Source organism: Variovorax sp. BGA-UO-ETr-C22 (assembly GCF_059567965.1).
On the sequence record NZ_JCAQPA010000006.1, the window covers coordinates 238,699 to 261,579 of the forward strand.

Below are 22,881 nucleotides of genomic sequence, written 5' to 3' on the forward strand. Positions count from 1 at the left end.
AGACAAAGAAGTGAACGCAACGAAGACCTGGAAACTGAAAGCCCTCATCGCGGCTTCGGCGGGCGCCTGCCTGCTCGCCGCCGCATCGCCCGCCGCCGCGCAGGCCGCGTGGCCCGACAAGCCCATCGTGATGGTCGTGCCGTACTCGGCCGGCGGCCCCACCGACGTGGTGGCGCGCATGCTCGCGGTGCCCATGGGCAAGTCGCTGGGGCAGACCGTGGTGGTCGAGAACACCGTGGGCGCGGGCGGCACCATCGCGCCGACCCGCGTGGCCAAGGCCGCGCCCAACGGCTACACCATCCTCATCCATCACATGGGCATGGCCACCGCACCCGCGCTGTACAAGAAGCTCAACTACGACCCGCTGAAAGACTTCGAGTACGTCGGCCAGGTCATGGACGTGCCGATGACCCTGCTGTCGCGCAAGGACTTCCCGGCCAACAACTTCAAGGAACTGCTGGCCTACGTGAAGGCCAACAAGGAGAAGGTCTCGCTCGCCAACGCCGGCATCGGCGCCGTCTCGCAGCTGTGCGGCATGCTCTTCGCGCACCAGATCGGCGTGCAGCTCACGACCGTGCCCTACAAGGGCGCAGGCCCGGCGCTCAACGACCTCATGGGCGGGCAGGTCGACCTGCTGTGCGACCAGACCACGCAGACCGCGCCCGTCATCAAGGACGGCCAGCGTGTGAAGGTCTTCGGCGTGACCACGCCCAAGCGCCTGTCGAGCATGCCCGACATTCCCACGCTCGACGAGCAGGGCCTCAAGGGCTTCGACGTGAAGGTGTGGCACGGCGTGTATGCGCCCAAGGGCACGCCGCCGGCGGTGATCGAGAAGCTCAACGTGGCCCTGCGCGCCGCGCTGCAGGACGACAACGTGAAGAAGCGCTTCGCCGAGCTGAGCACCGAGGCCGTGCCGATGGACAAGGTCACGCCCGAGGCGCTGCGCAGCCACCTGGCGGCGGAGATCGAGAAGTGGGGGAAGGTGATCCGGGCTGCGGGGGTGCAGGCGGATTGAGCGCGACAGCTTGAGAGGTTCGGGGTCGGGGGCCGCAATGCCCCGGGCTCAGAGCTTCTTCTTCATGTAGGCGAGGTAGTTGCCGCGCGCGTAGTTGTCGATGCGGGCGAACTCTTCGTAGCCCTGCTTCAGGTAGAAGCCTCGTGCCTGCCACTCGAAGGTTTCGAGCGCGGCATTCCCGGCGCCCAGCGCCTTGCCGCGCGCTTCCGCCTCCGCGAGCAGGCGGCGGCCCAGGCCGGTGCCCCGGGCTTCCTCCTCGACGAACAGCACGTCGATGCGCAGCCATTCGAGGAACACGAAGCCACGCAGCCCGCCCATCAGGCGGCCTTGCGCATCCTTCGCGTTCAGCCACACGGGTTGCGTATCGGGGTACTCGCCGACGAAGCCGTAGTTGAACTCGCGCAACCGGCGGCCCAGGACGCCGGAGCGGACCTCCTCTTCGGAGGCGGTCGAAATCACGGCCTCGGTCATGCGTCGCCGTTCGCCAGCAAGGTCTCTTCGAACAATTTCAGCAACAGCCGCGCGAACACATCCATGTTCCATGGCCGGTCGGTCGCGCCGGTTTCGATCGTGCGGCTGACCACGAGGCCGTCCGCGCCGGTCACGGCGATGCAGACATGCCCGGGCGCGTCGCCGTACGGACTGCCCGACGGTCCCGCCGCGCCGCTCTCGCAGATGCCCCACTTCGAACGGTGGGCATCACGGATGCGGCCCGAGATGAAGCGCGCATAGGGCTCGGTCTCGCCGCGCATGTCGCCCATGTCCTCGGGCGTGAGGCCGAGCAGGGCCTTGCCGGCGCGGCGCGAGTAGATGACCGCGCCGCCCAGGAAGTAGGCCGAGGCGCCCGGCAGCGCGAGCAGGGCGGCCGAGACCAGGCCGCCGGCCGACGATTCGGCCACCGCCACCGTCTGGCGCCGCTCGCGCAGCGTCGCCCCCACGCGGGCGGCGAGCACGGAAAGCGGTTCGAGGTCGGTGAGGTCGGGCGTGGGCATGGAGGTCGAAAGAAGTAAGAAAGAAGAAATGACCGACCGTTCGATCGATCAAGGGAACGCGTGAGCGAATGAACGAACGGTCAGGCGATGCCCGCGCGCGAGCCCGGCCGCCGCACATACGACGGCGCTCGCTCATGGCTCGATGTGTGGCCGTACACCGTGTCGGCCGGGTAGTACTCGGCCTGCAGCTGCACCTTGGCCGCGGCTTCCTCGCCCGCCACATGGGCGATGAAGGCCAGCATCAGGTCGGTGCCGGCCGACACGCCGGCCGAGGTCCAGACATGGCCGTCCTGCACGAAGCGCTGCTCCACCACCTTCACGTCGCCGAGCGCGCGCAGGCGGTCGAGCGATCCCCAGTGCGTGGTCGCGGTGCGGCCCGAGAGCAGGCCGGCCGCATGCAGCACGAAGGCGCCGGTGCACACCGACAGCAGCGCCTTGCAGCCGGGCGCCTGCGCGGCCAGGAACTGCACCATGGCGGGGTTGTCGACCTCGCGCCGCGTGCCCATGCCGCCGGGCACCAGCACGAAGTCCAACGGCGGGCAGTCGGCGAACGAGACATGCGGGTTGATCGACAGCCCCTTGGCGCAGACGACCGGGCCATGCGTTTGCGCCACGACCAGACAGTTGGCGGGGCCGCCGGCCAGCTTGCTCCACATGGTGAGCATTTCCCAGGGACCGACGAAATCGAGCTCCTCGACCTCGGGGAAGACGACGATTGCGAAATTCATGCGTGCGAACTCCTGGTGGGGTGGCCGGCAGGGGCCGTGTCACGGGCGCGAAGCCGCAAGCATATAGAGTGCCGCCGAGGTGATGTCCGTGACAGCTGGTTGCAAGCTTGGCTCAGTGTTCTCCCTCAGAGTTGTGTGGCCTGAAAATGGCTAGAGTGAAGGCGGCCGTTCAGGCTTTTTGCTAGCTTCAATCAAGGAAATCTCATGAGCAAGAAAGTTGCATATGTCACCGGAGGCATGGGTGGCATCGGAACAGCCATCTGCCAGCGTCTCTACAAAGACGGGTTCACCGTGGTCGCAGGTTGCGGCCCCACGCGGGACTACGCCAAGTGGCTGGCCGAACAGAAAGCCGAAGGCTTCGAGTTCCACGCGTCGGTCGGCAATGTCGGCGACTGGCAATCCACCGTCGAGGCCTTCTCCGCCGCCAAGGCGGCCCACGGGGCGATTGACGTGCTCGTCAACAACGCCGGCATCACGCGGGACCGCATGTTCCTCAAGATGACGCCAGAGGACTGGAGCGCGGTGATCGAAACCAACCTCAACAGCATGTTCAACGTCACCAAGCAGGTGGTGGGCGACATGGTCGAAAAGGGCTGGGGCCGCATCATCAACATCAGCTCGGTCAACGGCGCCAAGGGCCAGGCCGGCCAGACCAACTACTCGGCGGCCAAGGCCGGCATGCACGGCTTCACGATGGCGCTGGCGCAGGAGCTGGCCAACAAGGGCGTCACCGTGAACACGGTGAGCCCGGGCTACATCGGCACCGACATGGTCAAGGCCATCCGCCAGGAAGTGCTCGACAAGATCGTGGCCACGATCCCGGTCAAGCGCCTGGGCGAGCCGAGCGAAATCGCTTCCATCATCGCGTGGCTCGCCACCGACGAAGGCGGCTACAGCACCGGGGCCGACTTCTCGGTCAACGGCGGCCTCCACATGCACTGAGCATGCGCGCCACGCCCTGAAAACAAAAACCCGCTTCGGCGGGTTTTTTCATTTGGGCCGGAACCACACCCACAGGACACACGGCTTCAACCATCGAAAGCAACCCGGCACGAACCCTTTCTTCTGCGTTTTCCTTCATCTTTTCAGGAGGCAGTCATGGCACATACAACAAGCACAGTACCCAGGAAGCTCCCCCTTTACCGTTCCCTGTACGTGCAGGTGATCACCGCGGTGATCGTCGGCGTGCTGCTGGGGTACTTCTACCCCTCGCTCGGTGAGTCGATGAAGCCCTTGGGCGACGGCTTCATCAAGCTCATCAAGATGATCATCGCGCCGATCATCTTCTGCACCGTGGTGGTCGGCATCGCCGGCATGGAAGACATGAAGAAGGTCGGCAAGACCGGCGGGCTGGCGCTCCTGTACTTCGAGATCGTGAGCAGCATCGCGCTGGTGGTCGGCCTCGTGCTGGTGAACCTGCTCAAGCCCGGCGCGGGCATGAACATCGACGCGTCCACGCTCGACACCAAGGCCATCGCGGCCTACACCGGCCCCGGCAAGATGACCGGCACGGTCGACTTTTTGCTCAACGTGATTCCCTCCACCGTGGTCGATGCCTTCGCCAAGGGCGAGATCCTGCAGGTGCTGCTCATCGCGGTGCTGTTCGGCTTTGCGCTGCACCGCTTCGGCGGGCGCGGCACGCTGGTGTTCGACGTGATCGAGAAGGGCTCGCACGTGCTGTTCGTGATCGTCAACTACATCATGAAGCTCGCGCCCATCGGCGCCTTCGGTGCGATGGCCTTCACCATCGGCAAGTACGGGCTGGGCAGCCTGCTGTCGCTGGGCAAGCTCATGGGCACCTTCTACCTGACCTGCCTGCTGTTCATCTTCGTGGTGCTGGGGCTCATTGCGCGCTTTCACGGCTTCAGCATCTGGAAGTTCATCAAGTACATCAAGGAAGAGCTGCTGATCGTGCTGGGCACCTCGTCCAGCGAATCGGTGCTGCCGCGCATGATGGAGAAGATGGAGAACCTGGGCGCCCACAAGACCTGCGTGGGGCTGGTGATTCCCACGGGCTACTCGTTCAACCTGGACGGCACCTCGATCTACCTGACGATGGCGGCGGTGTTTATCGCACAGGCCACCAACACGCCCATGACGCTCACGCAGGAGATCACGCTGCTGGCCGTGCTGCTGCTCACCTCGAAGGGGGCGGCCGGCGTCACGGGCAGCGGGTTCATCGTGCTGGCGGCCACGCTGTCGGCGGTGGGGCATGTGCCGGTGGCGGGGCTGGCGCTCATCCTGGGCATCGACCGCTTCATGTCGGAAGCCCGCGCGCTCACCAACCTGATCGGCAACGGCGTGGCCACCATCGTGGTCGCCAAGTGGACCAACGAACTGGACACCGAGCGGCTGCAGGCCGGGCTCAACAACGAGAGCTGGGTCGAGTCGCAGGAGCCCGAGGAGCTGGTGAACGCGCGCGAATCGAAGATGGCGCAGTAGCTGGCAGGCGGCGCCCCGCGCGTTTGGGTGCGGGGCGGCGCGTTTCGGTGCGCTTCTGTGCGCGTCAGTGCACCAGGGCCACCGCGAGCAGCGGCTGCGCCCTGGCGTCGAGCTCGCGTTCGTACAGCGGGGCGGCCTTGGCGTAGGCGCCCTGGGCGCGATGGGCCGCGGCCAGGTTTTGCCGGCTGTACAGCACCGCGTGTGCGTCGGGGCGCTGCTGCTTCTCGTGGATCGCCAGGGCGCGTTCGTACAGCGCAATGGCCTGGTCGAAGGCCTCGCGGCGGTAGTGCAGGCCGGCCAGCGCGCTCAGCGTGAACGCCACCATCGGGCTGTCGGGTCCGGCGGTCTTTTCCTGGATGGCGAGCGCGGCCGTGTACGACTGCGCGGCCCGGGTCAGCTGCCCCTGTCGCTGGTGGACGTGGGCCAGCAGCACGAGGCTGAGGGCCGCGTCAGCGGACTCGGCCCCGCCCGTGCGCTGCGCCGTCTGCAGCACCTGCTGCGCCAACTCGAGCGTGCCGACGTCGTAGCGGTTGGCGTTGATGCGTTGCACGAGTTCCTGGCGCAGCGCGCGCCATTCGGGGTTGCCGTCCTGCGCGTACAGCGCGCCGAACTGCGAGGCCGCCAGGACGACGCCGGCGGCAAGCCATGCCTTCGCGAATTTCATGGGGCCGAATCTAGTGCCCCGGCCTGAAAACCGAATACCTCGTTCATGGGAGTCCGCGCCCGCGGGGGACTGAACCCCGGGGCGCGGACGGCACAGGCACCCGCAGGCACCCCGCCTCAGGCGAGATCGAACCGGTCCAGGTTCATCACCTTGGTCCAGGCGGCCACGAAGTCGTCGATGAACTTCTGCTGGCTGTCGGAAGCGCCGTAGACCTCGGCGATGGCCCGCAGCTGCGCGTTGGAGCCGAACACCAGGTCGACGCGTGTGCCGGTCCACTTGAGGGTGCCGGTCTTGCGGTCGCGGCCTTCGTATTCCTCCTTGGCGTCCGACACGGCCTTCCACTCCGTGCCCATGTCGAGCAGGTTCACGAAGTAGTCGTTGCTCAGCGTGCCGGGCGTCTTCGTGAAGACGCCGTGGCGCGTCTGGCCGACGTTGGTGTCGAGCACGCGCAGGCCGCCGACCAGCACCGTCATCTCGGGCGCCGTGAGCGTGAGCAGCTGCGCCTTGTCGATCAGCAGCGCCTCGCCGGACACGCTGTAGCGGCCTTTCAGGTAGTTGCGGAAGCCGTCGGCCGCGGGCTCCAGCGGCTCGAACGAGGGCACGTCGGTCTGTTCCTGCGAGGCGTCGGCACGGCCCGGCGAGAAGGGCACCTTCACTTCACGCCCGCCGTTGCGCGCGGCCTGTTCCACGCCCGCGCCGCCGGCCAGCACGATCAGGTCGGCCAGCGAGATCTTCTTGCCGCCGGTCTGCGCCGCGTTGAACTCGCTCTGGATGCCTTCGAGCACCTTCAGCACCTGGGCCAGCTGCGCGGGCTGGTTGACGGCCCAGTCCTTCTGCGGTGCCAGCCGCACGCGGGCGCCGTTGGCACCGCCGCGCATGTCGGAGCCGCGGAAGGTGGAGGCCGAGGCCCACGCCGTCGACACCAGCTGCGCAGGCGTGAGGCCCGAGGCCAGCACCTTCTTCGTCAGCGCCGCGACGTCGCTGGCGTCTACCAGCGGATGGTCGACGGCCGGGATCGGGTCTTGCCAGATCAGCTCCTCGGCCGGCACCTCGGGTCCGAGGTAGCGGGCGCGCGGGCCCATGTCGCGGTGCGTGAGCTTGAACCAGGCGCGCGCGAAGGCGTCGGCGAGCTGGTCGGGGTTGGCCAGGAAGCGGCGCGAGATCTTTTCGTAGGCCGGGTCCAGGCGCAGCGACAGGTCGGTCGTGAGCATGGTCGGCGCGTGACGCTTGGAGGCGTCGTGCGCGTCGGGGATGGTGCCGGCACCGGCGCCGCCCTTGGCCACCCACTGGTGCGCGCCGGCGGGGCTCTTGGTCAGCTCCCATTCGTAGCCGAACAGGTTCTCGAAGAAGTTGTTGCTCCACTTCGTGGGCGTGGTGGTCCACGTCACTTCGAGGCCGCTGGTGATGGTGTCGCCGCCCTTGCCGGTGCCGAAGCTGTTCTTCCAGCCGAAGCCCTGGTCCTCGAGGCCGGCGGCCTCGGGTTCCTTGCCGACGTTCGAGGCTGGCCCCGCGCCGTGCGTCTTGCCGAAGGTGTGGCCGCCGGCGATGAGCGCCACGGTTTCCTCGTCGTTCATGGCCATGCGGGCGAAGGTGTCGCGGATGTCGTGGGCCGCGGCGATCGGGTCGGGGTTGCCGTCCGGGCCCTCGGGGTTCACGTAGATCAGGCCCATCTGCACGGCGCCCAGCGGGTTCTCGAGGTTGCGGCTGTGCGGCACCTTGCTGTCGTCGTCCTTCACGAGCACGCCGCGGTCTTTCTCGACGCCGGGCGAGCCCTGTGCGTAGCGCACGTCACCGCCCAGCCAGGTCTTCTCGCGGCCCCAGTACACGTCCTGGTCGGGCTCCCACACGTCGGGGCGGCCGCCGCCGAAGCCGAAGGTCTTGAAGCCCATGGTCTCGAGCGCGACGTTGCCGGTGAGGATCAACAGGTCGGCCCAGGAAATCTTCTGGCCGTACTTCTGCTTGATCGGCCACAGCAGGCGGCGCGCCTTGTCCAGGCTCACGTTGTCGGGCCAGCTGTTGAGCGGCGCAAAGCGCTGCTGGCCGCGGCCCGCGCCGCCGCGGCCGTCGCCGATGCGGTAGGTGCCGGCGCTGTGCCAGGCCATGCGGATGAAGAGCGGGCCGTAGTGGCCGAAGTCGGCCGGCCACCAGTCCTGCGAGTCGGTCATCAGCGCGGCGAGGTCTTTCTTCACCGCGGCGAGGTCCAGGCTCTGGAAGGCCTTGGCGTAGTCGAAACCGGCGCCCAGGGGATCGGATTTGGAGGAGTGCTGGTGCAGCAGGTCCAGGCGCAGCTGCTCGGGCCACCAGTCGCGGTTCGTGGTGCCGGCGCCGGTGGCCTGGCTGAACGGGCACTTCGCTTCGGTTTTCTCGTTGCTCATGGGGAGGCTCCTGTTGTTGGGGGGACGGGGGGACCGCTCAAATTCTGGATGAGAAAGGTGTCGATGCGAATAGAAGTGCTTTATGCCTACGATAGTTCGCGTCGCTTCCGTAGGGGTGTAGACGCAGGCCCGTAGAAGCCTGCGGGCTTCAAAGGTTGGGGGCCGTTCCTGCAAAATGGACCGATGCCCCACAGCGTCTCCCTCATCAATACGATTGCCGCCGGCCTGGGGTTGGCGCTGGTGTTCGGCTTTCTCGCGGCGCGGCTGCGATTGCCGGCGCTGGTGGGGTACCTCCTGGCGGGCGTGATCATCGGCCCGTTCACGCCGGGCTTCGTGGCCGACGCGGGCATTGCCGCGCAGCTGGCCGAGATCGGCGTGATGCTGCTGATGTTCGGCGTGGGCCTGCATTTTTCGCTGGCCGACCTGCTCGCAGTGCGCAAGATCGCGCTGCCCGGCGCCATCGCGCAGATCGCGGTCGCCACGCTGCTCGGCGGCGGGCTGGCCATGTGGTGGGGCTGGAGCTGGGGTACGGCGCTGGTGTTCGGGCTGGCGCTGTCGGTGGCGAGCACGGTGGTGCTGCTGCGCGCGCTCGAGAGCCTGGGCATCCTCGATTCCTTCACCGGCCGCATCGCGGTGGGCTGGCTGGTGGTCGAAGACCTCGCGATGGTGCTGGTGCTCGTGCTGCTGCCGCCGCTGGCGGGCGCGCTGGGCAGCACCAAGGTCGACACCAGCGGCGACCCCGTCTGGCAGACGCTGGGCCTCACCTTGCTGCAGGTCGGCGGCTTCGTGGTGCTGATGCTGGTGGTGGGGCGGCGCGTGTTCCCGTGGATCCTCTGGCAGGTCACGCGCACCGGTTCGCGCGAGCTGTTCACGCTGTGCGTGGTGGCGGCGGCCGTGAGCATCGCGTTTGCCTCGGCGGCGCTGTTCGGCGTGTCGTTCGCGCTGGGTGCGTTCTTCGCCGGCATGGTGATGCGCGAGTCGCAGTTCAGCCACCGCGCGGCGCAGGAGTCGCTGCCGCTGCGCGATGCCTTTGCCGTGCTGTTCTTCGTGTCGGTCGGCATGCTGTTCGACCCCTCGGTGCTGCTGGAGCGCCCGCTGCAGGTGCTGGCCGTGGTGCTGGTGATCGTGCTGGGCAAGTCGCTCGCGGCCTGTGCGCTGGTGCTGGTGTTCCGCTACCCGCTGGCCACCGCGCTCACGGTGAGCGCGAGCCTGGCGCAGATCGGCGAGTTCTCGTTCATCCTGGCCGGGCTGGGCGTGTCGCTCGGCCTGCTGCCGGTGGAAGGGCAGAGCCTGGTGCTGGCGGGCGCGCTGATCTCCATCGCCACCAACCCGCTGTGGTTCAGCCTGATCGCGCCGCTGCAGAAATGGCTGCATGCGCATTCGAAGTTCGCGCGCGAACTCGACGCGCGCAGCGACCCGCTGGCCGAGCTGCCCATGACCACCGAGGCCAAGTACCTGTCGCGCCAGGTGGTGCTGGTCGGCTACGGCCGGGTGGGCCGGCGCATCGCCGCCGAGCTCGAGACCAACGACATCCCCTACGTGGTGGCCGAGCAGAACCGCGAGCTGGTCGAGAAGCTGCGCGAGGCCGGCATCCCGGCCGTGTGGGGCGACGCGGCCGATCCGGCGGTGCTGATCCAGGCGCACGTGGCGCGCGCCCGCGTGCTCGTGGTGGCCACGCCCGACGCCATGAACGTGCGCCAGATGATCGAAACCGCGCGCACGCTGAACCCCACCATCCAGACCGTGGTGCGCAGCCACAACGAGCAGGAAGCCCGCCTGCTGGCCGCCGAAACCGACGCGAAGGTGTTCCTGGGCGAACAGGAACTCGCCCAGGCCATGGCCCGCGATGTGGTGCAGCGCGCCGCCGCGATGGCGGTGCCGGCCTGAGGGCCGGTCGATTCCTCCTGTTGCAGGTCGCGTCGGCCGAGGAGCCCGTTCCTCGGCCAAGGCATGCGCCCGCACATTTCATCGATTTCTCCTTTTTCTGATCCCATGTCACTGAAAGCCCGATGGCATTCGTTGCTCGGCGCGGTGCGCGAGTCCCTGGTCTGCCTCGCGCTGGCCTTCCGCTCCAGCCTGCGCCCCGGCATCGCGCTGCGTTCCGCGGGCCTGTGCCTGCTGGTCTTCACGGTGTGGAGCTGGGTGCTCTACCGCCACTTCCAGCCGATCGGAACGGCGGCCGGGGTGGTGTCGGTCTTCATCGTGATGGGCGGGGCGGTGCTCGGCCTGCTGCCCGGCACGGGAGGCAGTGGAGGGAGCATCGCGGGCATGGCGGGCATCGCCCCTGCGCTGGCGATGATGCTGCTCTATGCGGCGCTGCTCACGGTCGCGGTGCTGGTGGTGATGTACGTCGGCGTCATCGTCGCCACCATCCGGCTGGCGTTGCGCTGGGTGGTGTTGGGCCCGGTGCGCGAGCGCGTGCAGGCGCGCTACCCGGCGCTGCTGCAGTCACGGCCCGAGTCCTCGGGCGTGTGGGTCGGCGTGCGCGGATGGCTGGGGCCCTGGCTGGGCGCGAGCCTGGGGATGCTGCTGTGCCTGCTGGTGCCGGTGATCAACGGCGTGCTGCTGTTCCTGCTGCTCGCCTATCTCAACGTGCGCTTCCTGCTGGCGCCCGCGCTCGCCGGCATTGCGAACGGCGAGGAGCGCATGCAGGTCGTGCGTCGCCAGCGCGGTGCGATGGTGGCGTTCGGCGTTCTGATCCTGCTGCTGGCGCTCGTGCCGGTGGTGAATCTGCTGCTGCCCGCCTTGCTGGGCGCAGGCACCTGCCACCTCGGCTGCCGAGGTATGGAGGCACAGCGCCGGGCTGACACCGACGCCTTGACCGACGCTTCGGCCGGCGTTCAAAGGTCCTCGATCACCAGCGTGCGATAGCGCTCGGCGATCGAGTAGGGCACGGTACGCACCAGTTCCATCACGCGCTCGGTGATGGCGCCGTCCTTGGTGCGGATCAGCAGGCCCGTGTGGCCTTCGTGGGCCAGCTGGATGAAGGCGCGCACCGTGTCGCCGTCGGTGCCGGCGGAGGGCAGGGGACTGTGCGAGGCATGCACGGTCGGCGCGATTTCCGCCAGGACGGTTTCGGCCGGTATCAGGTAGACCTCGTCGCCGCTCACGATGCCTTTCGCGATCAGCCCGTGGCCGATGCGGCTGGCATCTTCGACGCTCGGAAACATCACCAGGGAGTAACCGGTCGGGTAGAACGCGCCACCGAAGGCGGCGCGCATGTTGGGTTCAAGCGTGAAATGTTTCATGCTGACTCCTTGTTCTGATGCAACTCCCCACCCCTAACATTAGGCCGCGCGGCGTCCATGCACTGTAGGAGAAGCCCTAGTACTGACAACCGCGCCGGCCCCTTGCCCGTTCAGAGGCGAGTTCATTCCCTGTTTCATTTTTGACCGTCATGCCTTCGCCGAGAGACATCGCACTCACCGTCCACGAACTGGAAGAAGGGGAGTTCTACTGGGTGCTGATGGAGGCCGTGGACGGCTCGCCCGGCGACTCCACCCATGTGTACGTGCCGCTCGAAGCCGCCCACGAGCCCTACGCCACGTATTCGAATGCGCTGGTGGCCGGCGTGGCGGTGCTGCGGCGGCTGTTCGGGCCCGACGGCAAGCCCGTCTGACGGGGCCCGCAAGGGCGCCGCCGCAGGGCGCTCCCTATAATCCCGGCGGTTGGAAACATTGGTTCACACCGGTGTCGTCCAACACCCCACGGTTCGAAGGTGCCCTGCACGACCAGTCACAGGACTGGCGGCGGGGTTAAACGGGAAGCAGGTGCGAGGCGTCGTTTTTTCGAACGACCCTTCCATTCCTGCGCTGCCCCCGCAACGGTCAGCGGACATCGACACCCTCAGGCCCCGGCGATCTTTCGCTGGGGCAGCCACTGCGCTTCGGCGTGGGAAGGCGAGGGCTTCGGCGCCGAGGTGCATGCATTGCATCCCGACGCACTCCGCGAGCCCGGATACCGGCCTTCGCAACCGCCTTCGGATGCTGCGGGAGTGCGTGTCCGGGCCTGCCGCTTTTCCCTCGCGCGAAACGGCACCGCCCCTCGTCTCTTCTCCCTCGGCGTCCGCGATCGGTCAGGAGCCTGCGGGGACGCGGGCCGGAGGAGAAGTCGGATGAATCGCATTGCATCGCCGCCGCGCGATCGCTCGGGCCCGCCCCTGCAACGGGCGCGCCTTTCGGGTCTTTCAGGTCTTTCACTGGGGCTCGGCCTCGCTTGCGGGCCAGTTCTCGCCCAGTCGGGCGACACGGCCGGTCGCCCCAGCCTCACCCCCGTGCAGGTCGAAGCCAGCCGCCACACGCCGCTGGCCCTGGACGAGCCCACGCAGACCGGCAGCCGTCTGGGCCTCACGCCGCTCGAAACGCCGGCCAGCATCGAGGTGCTCACCGGCGACACGATCCGCGCGCGCGGCGACGTGTCGGTGGTCGAGGCCGCGAGCCGCGCCACCGGCATCACGGGCTCGCCCGCGCCGGGCAACGGCGGCTCGTCGCTGTCGGCGCGCGGCTTCAACGGCCACGGCTCGGTGATGCAGCTGTACGACGGCACGCGCCTGTACGTGGGCGCGGGCACCGTCACCTTCCCGTTCGACACCTGGTCGACCGACCGCATCGAGGTGCTGCGCGGCGCCGCTTCGGTGATGTTCGGCGAAGGCGCCATCGGCGGCGCAATCAACGTGGTGCCCAAGAAGCCCACGCGCGGCCCGATTCGCAACGAGGCGCTCGTGAGCGTCGGCTCCGACGCCACGCGCCAGGTCGCCTTCGGCAGCGGCGGGGCGATCAACGACATGCTCTCGTACCGCTTCGACATCAGCCACCGGAAAACCGACGGCTTCATGCGGCGCGGCGAGGCCGAGAGCCTGGCTGTGGGCGGCGCGGTGCGGCTGGACGTGTCGCCGCGGCTGCAGTTCACGCTCTCGCACGACGAGGGCCGCCAGACGCCGCAGCGCTATTTCGGCGTGCCGCTCATCAACGGCCGCCTGAGCAGCCTGAACCGCGAACAGAACTACAACCTCGACGACGCCGAGGTCAAGTACCGCGACCGCTGGACCCGCCTCGATGCGCAGTGGACGCCCAACGACGCCGTCACCGTGCGCAACCAGCTCTATCGCCTGGACAGCAAGCGCCACTGGCGCGACAGCGAAACCTACACCTACAGCGCCACCACGAACCGCGTGACGCGCGGCGACTACCTGGAGATCGGCCACGACCAGGAACAGATCGGCAACCGCACCGACGCCACCTTCAAGCACGCGCTGTTCGGCCTGAAGAACCAGGTGCTGGTGGGCTTCGATGTGAACCGCATCGACTTCCTGAACTCGAGCGACACGCCCTACGGCGGGCGCTCGGTGGTCGATGCCTTCGTGTTCAACCCCGGCTACTACGCTTCGCCCACGCCCTACCTGCCGCGCTACAAGACCAAGACCAGCACCTACGCCTTCTTCGCCGAAGACAAGCTGGCCTTCAACGAACACTGGTCGGTGGTCGGCAGCCTGCGCTGGGACCACGCGAAGATCGTGCGCACCGACCCGCAGAACCGCGCCCCGCGCCTGGACAAGACCTTCGAGTACGCCACCGGCCGCCTCGGCGTGGTCTACGCGCCCGACGCCGCGCAGTCGTTCTATGCGCAGGTGGCGCGCGCGGCCGATCCGCTCACGGGGCTCATCAGCACCTCGGCCACGCAGGTGCCGTTCGAGCTCAGCGTCGGCAAGCAGGTCGAGGTCGGCTACAAGCGCCAGCTGGCCGAGGGCCGCGGCGCCTGGAGCGTGGCCGCCTACCGCATCGAGAAGACCAAGCTGCTGTCGCGCGACGCGAACGATCCGACCGTCGTGCAGCAGATCGGCAAGCAGTCGTCCGAAGGCATCGAGGCCACGCTCGACCTGGCGCTCACTTCCACGCTGCGTCTCGAAGCCAACGCCGCGCGGCTGCGCGCGCGCTACGACGACTTCAACGAGGCGGTCGGCAAGTCGCTGGTCTCGCGTGCGGGCAACACACCGGCCGGCGTGCCCGAGGTGGCGGCCAACCTGTGGCTGCACTGGCGCTTCCTGCCGCAGTGGGAGGCCGAGCTGGGCGTGCGCCACGTCGGCGCGCGGCAGGTCGATGCGGCTAACACGCGGCGGATCGGCTCCTACACCGTGGCCGATGCGGGCGTGAGCTGGCAGGCGAACCCGTCGCTCAAGCTCGCGCTGCGTGCCTACAACCTGGCCGACCGCAGGTACCCGGTCTCGTTCTCGAACGGCGGTAACCAGTGGCTGCTGGGCCGTCCGCGCTCGTTCGAGCTGTCGGCGTTCGTGACTTTCTGAGCATGGCCGCATGAGCACCGCATGGCAACGCACATGGCCCCCGCTGCGGCGGGCGCTGTACTGGACGCACCGATGGCTGGGCATCGGCGGCTGCCTGCTGTTCGTCATGTGGTTTGTCTCGGGTGTGGTCATGATGTACGTGGGGTACCCGAACCTCACGGACGAAGAGCGGCTCGCGGGGCTCGCCCCGGTGCGCTTCGAACAGGCGGTGGTCACGCCGTCTGCCGCGCTCGAGGCGCTGCCGCCCGCGGTGCGCACGCAGCCGCCCCGGCGCATGGCGCTGGAGATGCAGGCCGGCACCGACGCGCAGCCCGTGTGGCGCATCGTCGATGCGCGCGGCGGGCGGCATGCCGTGTCCGCGCGCGACGCCCGTGTGCTCGGATCGGTCGATGCGGCGCAGGCCGAGGCCATCGCCCGCGACTTCTCCGCACAGCCTGGCGCACGCTGGGCCGAGACGTTGGAGCGCGACCAGTGGACCGTGCCGCAGGGCCTGAACCCGCTGCGCCCGCTGCACCGCATCGAAGTCGGCGACGCGGCGGGCACCGAGCTGTACGTGTCCTCGCGCACCGGCGAGGTGGTGCGCGACACCACGCGCGCCGAGCGCTTCTGGAACTGGCTGGGCGCCGTGCCGCACTGGATCTACTTCACGCCGCTGCGCGCCGACCCGCCGCTGTGGCACGACGTGGTCGTGTGGCTGTCGGCCGCCTGCATCGTCTCGGCCGTGACGGGCATCGTCATCGGCATCCTGCGCATCCGGCTGCGGCGGCGCTTTCGCAGCGGCGCTGTCACGCCGTACACCGGATGGATGGCCTGGCATCACATCGCGGGGCTCATCGGCGGCTTCTTCGTGCTGACCTGGATCGTGAGCGGCTGGCTGTCGATGAATCCCAATGGCTGGTTCCAGCGCGCACCCGCCGATGCGGCCGCGATGGCGCGCTACACGGGCACCGGCGCCTCGCCGTTCCCCTGGCCGCCGGCCGTGGCGCCGGCAGGCGAGGGCGCCGGCGCACCGCGTGAGGCGCTGCTGATGGGGTTCGATGGCAAGCCGCTGCTGCAACTGCGCGATGCGCAGGCCCGCGTGCGTGTGATCGATGCCGCCACCGGTGCCCCGGCCGTTATCGCCCGCGAGGACATCGTGCGCGCCGCCGCCCGCCTGCGCCCCGGCGCAACGATCACGCAGGCCACGCTGCAGACGCAGGAAGACTTCCACTGGTACGGCCACCACCGCACGCGCGTGCTGCCCGTGTGGCGGCTCGAGTTCGACGACGCCGCGCGCAGCTGGCTCTACATCGACCCGACGAGCGGCCAGGTGGCCGGCAGCAACGACCGCAACGCGCGGCTGCGCCGCTGGCTCTTCAACGCCGCGCACAGCCTCGACTTTCCCTGGCTCATCCAGTACCGGCCCGTCTGGGACCTGGTGGTGTGGTTCCTGTCGGTCATCGGCGTCGTCGCTTCGGCGAGCGGCGTGGTGATCGGCTGGCGACGGCTGCGGCGCAAGCCACAGCCTTCGCCTGTTCAGCGGGGGCTGCAAGGCTCCCGGGTTTCATGACGGGGACTTGCGCAAGCCAGTCCATCCCCCAACAATCAACTTTCGCACTTCGGTGCATTTCAGGAGGTGCGCGATGCACATCGAACCCGGACTCGTCGACGGATCCAAGATCTTCCTCAGCTATGCCACGGGGGCGGCTGCACTGGCTTACACAGGCAAGGTCGCCTTCGACACCTTGCTGAAGGACGGCCCCGTGGGCCTGTTGCTGCGCTCCGCCTTCACGATCATGCTCGTGTTCTGCTTCTTCGAGGTGTTCCCGCACCATCCCGTGGGCGTGTCCGAGGTGCACCTGATTCTGGGCACCACGCTGATGCTGCTCTTCGGGCTTGCGCCCGCGGCCATCGGTCTGGCGGGCGGGTTGCTCATCCAGAGCCTGTTCTTCGCACCGCCCGACCTGCCGCAGTACGGCATGAACGTCACGACCTTGCTCGTGCCGCTGTTCGCGACCGCCGCGCTGGCACGCCGCATCATTCCCGCGAACATGGCCTATGTGGACATCAGCTACCAGCAGGCCTTCAAGCTGTCGGTGGCCTACCAGGGCGGCATCGTGGTGTGGGTGGGCTTCTGGGCCCTCTACGGCCGTGGCACGGGCCTGGAGAACCTCAGCCAGATCGCCAGCTTCGGCGCGGCCTACATGACGGTCGTGCTGGTCGAGCCGCTGGTCGACCTGGGCGTGCTGGCCGCGGCCAAGGCCTGGCGCCGCCTGCAGGGCACGGCCCTGGTCGAGCGCCGCCTGTACAGCGCCGTCTGATTCGCGCCGGCAGCCCCTCCTGAAGAGGGCGTGCCGTTCGCCGGCGCGTGCGCCACGCACGCGCCGCGCGCCCGATTCCCCGTGCGCCATCGCGCCTGAAAGCATTCACTCCATGACACAAAGCAACGCCAAGATCCCCGTCACCATCGTCACGGGCTTCCTCGGCAGCGGCAAGACCACGCTGCTGCGCCACATCCTCGGCAATGCCGAGGGCCGCCGCATCGCGGTGGTGGTCAACGAGTTCGGCGAACTCGGCATCGACGGCGACATCCTGCGCGGTTGCGGCATCGGCTGCGACGATGAAGGCAACGAGCGTGAAGGTGCGCTGTACGAACTCGCCAACGGCTGTGTCTGCTGCACCGTGCAGGAAGAGTTCCTGCCCGTGATGCTGCAGCTGGCCGAGCGGCGCGACCAGATCGACGCCGTGCTCATCGAGACCTCGGGCCTGGCGCTGCCCAAGCCGCTGGTGCAGGCCTTCCAGTGGCCCGACATCGCGAACATCTTCACCGTCGATTCGGTGGTCACCGTGGTCGACGGCCCCGCCGCCGCGGCGGGCCAGTTCGCCGCGAACCCCGCGCAGGTCGACGTGCAGCGCCGCGCCGACCCCAACCTGGACCACGAATCGCCGCTGCACGAGCTGTTCGAAGACCAGCTCTCGGCCGCCGACCTCGTGGTGCTCAACAAGACCGACCTCATGGACGCCGCCGCGCGCGCGCAGGTCGAGGCGTTGGTGCGCGAAGAACTGCCGCCCGAGGTGAAGATCGTCGGCGCCACCGAAGGCAAGTTGCCGCTCGCGCTGCTGCTGGGCCAGGGCCGCGCCGCCGAAAGCACCATCCACCTGCGCGAGAGCCACCACGACCACGAGGAAGACCACGACCACGACGAGTTCGATTCGCTCGTGATCGAGCTGCCGCCCGTGGACCGCGACGGTCTCATCGCCGTGCTGGCCGCACTGGTCGAGCAGCACACCATCTACCGCGTGAAGGGCTTCGTCGCCGTGCCGCACAAGCCGATGCGCCTGCTGGTGCAGGGCGTGGGCCGTCGCTTCGACCACCACTTCGACCGCCGCTGGCGCGACGGCGAGGCGCAGCGCACGCGCCTCGTGTTCATCGGCGAAGACCTGGACGAAGGCGCGCTGCGCAAGGCACTGGAAGGCGTGGCGGCCGTTCCCGCCTGACCGCATGCACCTGCTGAGCACCCAGCCCGGCCGCTTCGTCGAGGACGACCCGAGCGTCGTCACCCGGCTCGACCAGACGCCGGGCGACATCGTGGTGCTCAGCTCGGCCGACACCACGCTCGCGCTGCTCGCCGCCGCGCGCACGGCGCTGGCGGCCACCGACCCCGGCTACCCCTCGCTGCGGCTGGCCAACCTCATGCACCTGCGCCAGCCCGCGTCGCTCGACCTGTACGTCGACGAGGTGCTGCGGCATGCGCGCGTGGTGGTGGTCGATCACCTGGGGGCCGAATCGGCCTGGGCCTACGGACTGCAGCAGCTCGAGAAGCTCGCGAAGCGCCAGGGCCAGCAGCTCGCGATGTTCTCGGGCGACCTGCAGGAAGACGAGGACCTGCTCGCGCGCGGCACCGCGGCGCGCGGCCTGAGCCGGCAGCTGTGGCAGTACCTGCGCTCGGGCGGCGCGGGCAACGCGGCGCAGTTCCTGCGCGCGGTGGCCTTCCACGGCCTGGGCCATGGCGAGGCGCCCTTGCCGCCGCGCAGCCTGCCGCAGGTGGCGCTGCATGTGCCGGGCGGCATGGACGCGACGCACACGGTCGCGGGCATCGACGACCTGCGCGCCGGCTGGCATGCGAATGCCCCCGTGGTCGCGCTGGTGTTCTATCGCTCGCACCTGCTGTCGGGCAACACCGAGGCCTTCGATGCGCTGGCCGCCGCGCTGCATGCGCAAGGACTGAACCCGCTGCCTGTGGCGCTCGATTCGCTGAAAGACCCGCTGTGCCTGTCCGCACTGCGCGCGCTGTGCACCGAGCACGACGTGCAGCTGGTGCTCAACACCACCGCCTTCGCCGCGCTGGGGCAGGGCGTTTCGGATGAAAGCGGTGAGCCTCTGGCACTCGCGGGCGACGCCCCCGTGCTGCAGGTGATCGTGAGCGGCGGCAACCGCGAAGACTGGCTGGCCGACAGCCAGGGCCTGCGCCCACGCGACATCGCGATGCAGATCGCGCTGCCCGAGATGGACGGGCGCATCGTCACGCGCGCCGTGAGCTTCAAGGGCCTGTCGCACCGCTGCGAGTTCACGCAGACCGAGGTGGTCGGCTACCGGCCCGAGCCCGACCGCATCGCCTTCGTGGCCGAACTCGCGCGCCGCTGGTGCAGCCTGCGCCGCCTGCGCGCCGACGAGAAGCGCGTCGCGCTCATCCTCGCGAACTATCCCGGCAGCGAAGGCCGCATCGGCAGCGGCGTGGGGTTGGACACGCCGGCCTCGGTGATGGCCATCCTGCGCACGATGCAGGCCGAGGGCTACACGCTCGATGCGCTGCCCGCGGACGGCGACGCGCTGATGCGCACGCTGCAGGAGGGCATCGCCAACGATCCCGCGCAATGGGCCGCGCGGCCCGCGTGGCAGAGCTACGCGCTCGCCGACTACCGCGCACGCCTCGCGGCGCTGCCCGAGGGCATGGCCGCCGCCATCGACGCGCAATGGGGCCCGCCCGAGCACGACCCGATGCTGCGCCAGGGCCGCTTCATGATCGCCGGGCTGCGGCTGGGCCGTGTGTTCGTCGGCATCCAGCCGGCGCGCGCACTGGGCCCGCTGGGCCTGGCCGATTACGCGAGCTACCACGACGCCGAGCTGGTGCCGCCGCACAGCTACCTCGCGTTCTATTTCTGGCTGCGCGATGTGTTCGCCATCGACGCGGTCGTCCACGTCGGCAAGCACGGCAACCTCGAATGGCTGCCGGGCAAGAGCCTGGCGCTCGCAGCCACCTGCTGGCCCGATGCCATCCTCGGGCCGCTGCCCAACGTGTATCCCTTCATCGTCAACGACCCCGGCGAGGGCGCGCAGGCCAAGCGCCGCACGCAGGCCGTGATCGTCGACCACCTGATGCCGCCGCTCACGCGCGCCGAGAACCACGGCCCGCTGCAGGACCTGGAGCGGCAGGTCGACGAGTACTACGACGCGCTGCTGGTCGACGCACGCCGCGCCAAGGTGCTGCGTGCGCAGATCCTCGCGACCGTGCGCGCCCAGCACCTGGTCGAAGAGCTGGGTCTGCCGGGCGCGGAAGACGATGCCGTGCTGGCGCGCGTCGATGCGTACCTGTGCGAGCTGAAAGAAACCCAGATCCGCGACGGCCTGCATGTGTTCGGCGATTCGCCGCGCGATCGGCTGCGGCGCGACACACTGCTCGCGCTCGCGCGCTACCCGGCCGCCGATGGCGCGGGCGAGAACGCCGGGCTGCTCGGCGCGCTCGCAGCCGACCTGCTGCCGGGCGAGGCCTTCGACCCGCTCGACATCGACGCGGCAAAGCCCTGGCAGGGCGCGCGGCCGGCATTGCTGGCGGCCGTGAGCGACGAGGCCTGGCGCCACCAGGGCGACACGCGCGAGCGGCTGGAGCTGTTGGCGCAGCAGCTGCTCGAAGCGGACGCTTGTCCGCCCGATCTGCCGCATACCGCCGCCGTGATGGGCCGCATCGCGCACCGTCTCGCGCCCGCGCTCGATGCGTGCGGCGCAGAAGAGCTGCGCCAGCTGTCGCGCGCACTGCAAGGCCGCTTCGTGCCACCGGGCCCCAGCGGCTCGCCTTCGCGCGGCCGGCCCGACGTGCTGCCGACCGGGCGCAACTTCTACGCGGTCGACACGCGCGCCATCCCCACGCCCACGGCCTGGATGCTCGGGCTCAAGTCGGCTGCGCAGCTGGTCGAACGCCACCTGCAGGAGCATGGCGACTACCCCGTGGCGCTGGGCCTGTCGGTCTGGGGCACGGCCACCATGCGCACCGGCGGCGACGACCTGGCGCAGGCCTTCGCGCTCATCGGCGTGCGGCCCAAGTGGGCGCCGGGCAGCCAGCGCGTGGTCGATTTCGAGGTGCTGCCCACCGTGGGCCTCGGGCGTCCGCGCATCGATGTCACGCTGCGCATCTCGGGCTTCTTCCGCGACGCCTTTCCGAATGCCGTGCAGATGTTCGACGCCGCCGTGCAGGCCGTGGCCGCGCAGGAAGACGAAGACGCCGAGCGCAACCCGATCCGCGCCCGCATCCTGCGCGAGGCCGCGGCGCTCGAAGCGCAGGGCGTGGCGCCCGGCGAGGCGCGCACGCAGGCCGGCTGGCGCGTGTTCGGTTCCGCGCCCGGCAGCTACGGCTCGGGCCTGCAGCCGCTGTTCGACCATGGCGACTGGCAGAGCGACGACGACCTGTCGAAGGCCTACGTCGGCGGCAGCGCCCATGCCTACGGCCAGGGCAGCGACGGCGTGCCGGCGGGCGATGCGCTGGTGCGCCGGCTGCGCGCCATGAACGTCGTGCTGCAGAACCAGGACAGCCGCGAGCACGACCTGCTCGACTCCAACGACTACTACCAGTTCCAGGGCGGCATGGCCGCCGCTGTGCGCCATCTGAGCGGGCAGCAGCCGGCGATGTACCACGGCGACCACGGCAACCCGCAGGCCCCGCGCGTGCGCACGCTGAAGGAAGAAATCAGCCGCGTGATCCGCGCGCGCGTGGTCAACCCCAAGTGGATCGACGGCGTGAAGCGCCACGGCTACAAGGGCGCCTTCGAGATGGCCGCCACGGTCGACTATCTGTTCGGCTTCGACGCCACCGCGCGCGTGGTGGGCGACCACCAGTACGCGATGGTGGCCGACGCCTACGTGCTCGACGCCGCCACCCGCGACTTCGTGAACGCGCACAATCCGCGCGCGCTGCAGGACATGCTCAACCGCCTGCTCGAAGCCATGCAGCGCGGTCTCTGGCAGTCGCCCGGCGACTACCGGGACCAATTGGAAAACCTGCTGCTCGACCACGAGCAGCAGATGGAAGGAAGCCCCCGATGACCACAGCCGCCCCGATGCCGGTGCCGTTCCCCTTTGCCGCGATCGCCGGCCAGCCGCAACTGCGCCGGGCGCTCTTGCTGGCCGCGGTCGATCCCGCGCTGGGCGGCGTGCTCATCGAAGGCCCGCGCGGCACCGCCAAGACCACGGCCGCGCGCGCGCTCGCCGAGCTGCTGCCCGGCGCGCCCTTCGTCACGCTGCCGCTCGGCGCGAGCCTCGAAAGCCTCGTGGGCACGCTCGACCTCGGGCAGGCACTGGCTGGCCACGAACTGAAGTTTGCGCCCGGCCTGCTGGCGCGCGCGCACGGCGGCGTGCTGTACGTCGACGAGATCAACCTGCTGCCCGACGCGCTCATCGACTCGCTGCTCGACGCGGCGGCCAGCGGCGTCAACGTGGTGGAGCGCGACGGCATCTCGCACCGGCATGCCGCGCGCTTCGTGCTCGTGGGCACCATGAACCCGGAAGAGGGCACGCTGCGCCCGCAGCTGCTCGACCGCTTCGGTCTGTGCGTGCGGCTGCGCAACCTGCAGGACGCGGCCGAGCGCCAGGCCATCGTGCGTGCACGGCTGGCCTTCGATGCCGATCCGCAAGGCTTTCGTGCGGCGCATGCGAAGGAGGAAGCCGAACTCGCGGCGGCGCTGGTGCGTGCGCGCGCGCGCGTGGCGGACGCGGCGGCCTTGCCGTATGGCGATGCGGTGCACGACGCCGTCGGCGCGCTGTGCATCGCGGCCGGCGTGGACGGCCTGCGCGCCGACCTCGTGATGCTGCGCTCGGCGCGTGCGCTCGCGGCGTGGGAAGGCGCGGCGTCGATCACCGGCGACCATGTGCAGCGCGTGGCCGAGGCGGTGCTGCTGCACCGGCGTCATCCAGCGGCCGAAGCAGCCGTGACGCCCCCCATGACGTCACCCGCACCTCAACGCAACCCGGGCGATGCGCCCGCGCGCGATGCCGGCGACAGCGACTGGGGCGCGATGCCGCCCGAGCCCGTCGGCATCGAGCGCGTGAAGCCGCTGCGCCCGCTGATCTCCGCGTCCCAGGCCGCCCCAAAAAAAGCCTGAGCCTCCGGGACGCCGCAC

Annotated in this window: 18 protein-coding genes and 1 riboswitch; of the genes, 12 read left to right on the top strand and 6 right to left on the bottom strand. The window is 69.3% G+C overall.

What is annotated here, in order from left to right; genetic code table 11:
• Positions 1-10 precede the first annotated feature (10 nt).
• Complete coding sequence (locus AC57B8_RS02660; RefSeq protein WP_139703091.1) at positions 11-1,015, top strand: tripartite tricarboxylate transporter substrate binding protein BugD; 1,005 nt, start codon at positions 11-13, stop codon at positions 1,013-1,015.
• A gap of 48 nt (positions 1,016-1,063) precedes the next feature.
• Here AC57B8_RS02660 and AC57B8_RS02665 read toward each other — a convergent pair whose 3' ends face one another.
• The 3 genes from AC57B8_RS02665 to AC57B8_RS02675 form a co-directional block, all read right to left on the bottom strand.
• The gene (locus tag AC57B8_RS02665; protein ID WP_307585127.1) at positions 1,064-1,486 is read right to left on the bottom strand and encodes a GNAT family N-acetyltransferase; all 423 of its coding nucleotides are present in this window, start codon (positions 1,484-1,486) and stop codon (positions 1,064-1,066) included.
• Positions 1,483-2,007: a CinA family protein gene (locus AC57B8_RS02670; RefSeq protein WP_496478578.1), complete on the bottom strand. Its 525-nt coding sequence runs from the start codon at positions 2,005-2,007 to the stop codon at positions 1,483-1,485. Before AC57B8_RS02670 ends, AC57B8_RS02665 begins: the two co-directional genes overlap by 4 nt.
• 80 nt (positions 2,008-2,087) lie before the next feature.
• On the bottom strand, positions 2,088-2,735 hold the full coding sequence (locus tag AC57B8_RS02675) for a DJ-1/PfpI family protein (RefSeq protein ID WP_492740857.1): 648 nt from the start codon (positions 2,733-2,735) through the stop codon (positions 2,088-2,090).
• A gap of 204 nt (positions 2,736-2,939) precedes the next feature.
• Here AC57B8_RS02675 and phbB point away from each other — a divergent pair, with 204 nt between their 5' ends.
• Together phbB and AC57B8_RS02685 are read left to right on the top strand one after the other, a co-directional pair.
• Positions 2,940-3,677 carry an acetoacetyl-CoA reductase gene (phbB, locus tag AC57B8_RS02680; protein WP_062480872.1) on the top strand — a complete coding sequence of 246 codons (738 nt, stop codon included), beginning with the start codon at positions 2,940-2,942 and terminating at the stop codon, positions 3,675-3,677.
• 156 nt (positions 3,678-3,833) lie between these two features.
• Positions 3,834-5,177: a dicarboxylate/amino acid:cation symporter gene (locus AC57B8_RS02685; RefSeq protein WP_062480874.1), complete on the top strand. Its 1,344-nt coding sequence runs from the start codon at positions 3,834-3,836 to the stop codon at positions 5,175-5,177.
• Positions 5,178-5,241: 64 nt separating this feature from the next.
• Here the strand turns inward: AC57B8_RS02685 and AC57B8_RS02690 are convergent, their stop codons facing one another.
• Together AC57B8_RS02690 and katG are read right to left on the bottom strand one after the other, a co-directional pair.
• A complete protein-coding gene (locus AC57B8_RS02690) occupies positions 5,242-5,841 on the bottom strand; it encodes a tetratricopeptide repeat protein (protein ID WP_496478579.1) in 600 nt (199 codons plus the stop codon).
• Positions 5,842-5,957: 116 nt separating this feature from the next.
• Entirely contained in the window at positions 5,958-8,216 is a 2,259-nt protein-coding gene (katG, locus tag AC57B8_RS02695) for a catalase/peroxidase HPI (protein WP_496478580.1), read from the bottom strand.
• A 183-nt stretch (positions 8,217-8,399) separates the two neighbouring features.
• Between katG and AC57B8_RS02700 the strand changes: the two genes are divergently transcribed.
• On the top strand, positions 8,400-10,103 hold the full coding sequence (locus tag AC57B8_RS02700; protein ID WP_095745794.1) for a cation:proton antiporter domain-containing protein: 1,704 nt from the start codon (positions 8,400-8,402) through the stop codon (positions 10,101-10,103).
• A gap of 105 nt (positions 10,104-10,208) precedes the next feature.
• Complete coding sequence (locus AC57B8_RS02705) at positions 10,209-11,087, top strand: EI24 domain-containing protein (RefSeq protein ID WP_496478581.1); 879 nt, start codon at positions 10,209-10,211, stop codon at positions 11,085-11,087.
• On the opposite strand, the gene AC57B8_RS02710 is transcribed toward AC57B8_RS02705, so the two are convergent.
• Positions 11,057-11,464: a hypothetical protein gene (locus tag AC57B8_RS02710; RefSeq protein ID WP_062480884.1), complete on the bottom strand. Its 408-nt coding sequence runs from the start codon at positions 11,462-11,464 to the stop codon at positions 11,057-11,059. The genes AC57B8_RS02705 and AC57B8_RS02710 overlap by 31 nt on opposite strands.
• Before the next feature lie 149 nt (positions 11,465-11,613).
• Here AC57B8_RS02710 and AC57B8_RS02715 point away from each other — a divergent pair, with 149 nt between their 5' ends.
• The 7 genes from AC57B8_RS02715 to AC57B8_RS02745 all read left to right on the top strand — a co-directional run bounded on the left by AC57B8_RS02715 (position 11,614) and on the right by AC57B8_RS02745 (position 22,863).
• Positions 11,614-11,835 carry a hypothetical protein gene (locus tag AC57B8_RS02715; RefSeq protein ID WP_062480886.1) on the top strand — a complete coding sequence of 74 codons (222 nt, stop codon included), beginning with the start codon at positions 11,614-11,616 and terminating at the stop codon, positions 11,833-11,835.
• A gap of 81 nt (positions 11,836-11,916) precedes the next feature.
• Positions 11,917-12,199, top strand: a riboswitch (cobalamin riboswitch).
• Positions 12,200-12,489: 290 nt separating this feature from the next.
• Positions 12,490-14,514, top strand: a complete 2,025-nt coding sequence (locus tag AC57B8_RS02720) for a TonB-dependent siderophore receptor (RefSeq protein WP_492740853.1) — start codon at positions 12,490-12,492, stop codon at positions 14,512-14,514.
• Positions 14,515-14,524: 10 nt separating this feature from the next.
• The gene (locus AC57B8_RS02725; RefSeq protein ID WP_492740852.1) at positions 14,525-16,063 is read left to right on the top strand and encodes a PepSY domain-containing protein; all 1,539 of its coding nucleotides are present in this window, start codon (positions 14,525-14,527) and stop codon (positions 16,061-16,063) included.
• Between the two features lie 73 nt (positions 16,064-16,136).
• Positions 16,137-16,814 (top strand): energy-coupling factor ABC transporter permease, encoded by a 678-nt coding sequence (locus AC57B8_RS02730; protein WP_390343232.1) that lies wholly within the window; start codon positions 16,137-16,139, stop codon positions 16,812-16,814.
• A gap of 112 nt (positions 16,815-16,926) precedes the next feature.
• Complete coding sequence (cobW, locus tag AC57B8_RS02735; RefSeq protein ID WP_390343234.1) at positions 16,927-17,991, top strand: cobalamin biosynthesis protein CobW; 1,065 nt, start codon at positions 16,927-16,929, stop codon at positions 17,989-17,991.
• A 4-nt stretch (positions 17,992-17,995) separates the two neighbouring features.
• On the top strand, positions 17,996-21,808 hold the full coding sequence (gene cobN / locus AC57B8_RS02740; protein WP_496478582.1) for a cobaltochelatase subunit CobN: 3,813 nt from the start codon (positions 17,996-17,998) through the stop codon (positions 21,806-21,808).
• Positions 21,805-22,863: a magnesium chelatase ATPase subunit I gene (locus tag AC57B8_RS02745; RefSeq protein WP_496478583.1), complete on the top strand. Its 1,059-nt coding sequence runs from the start codon at positions 21,805-21,807 to the stop codon at positions 22,861-22,863. Before cobN ends, AC57B8_RS02745 begins: the two co-directional genes overlap by 4 nt.
• Positions 22,864-22,881 lie beyond the last annotated feature (18 nt).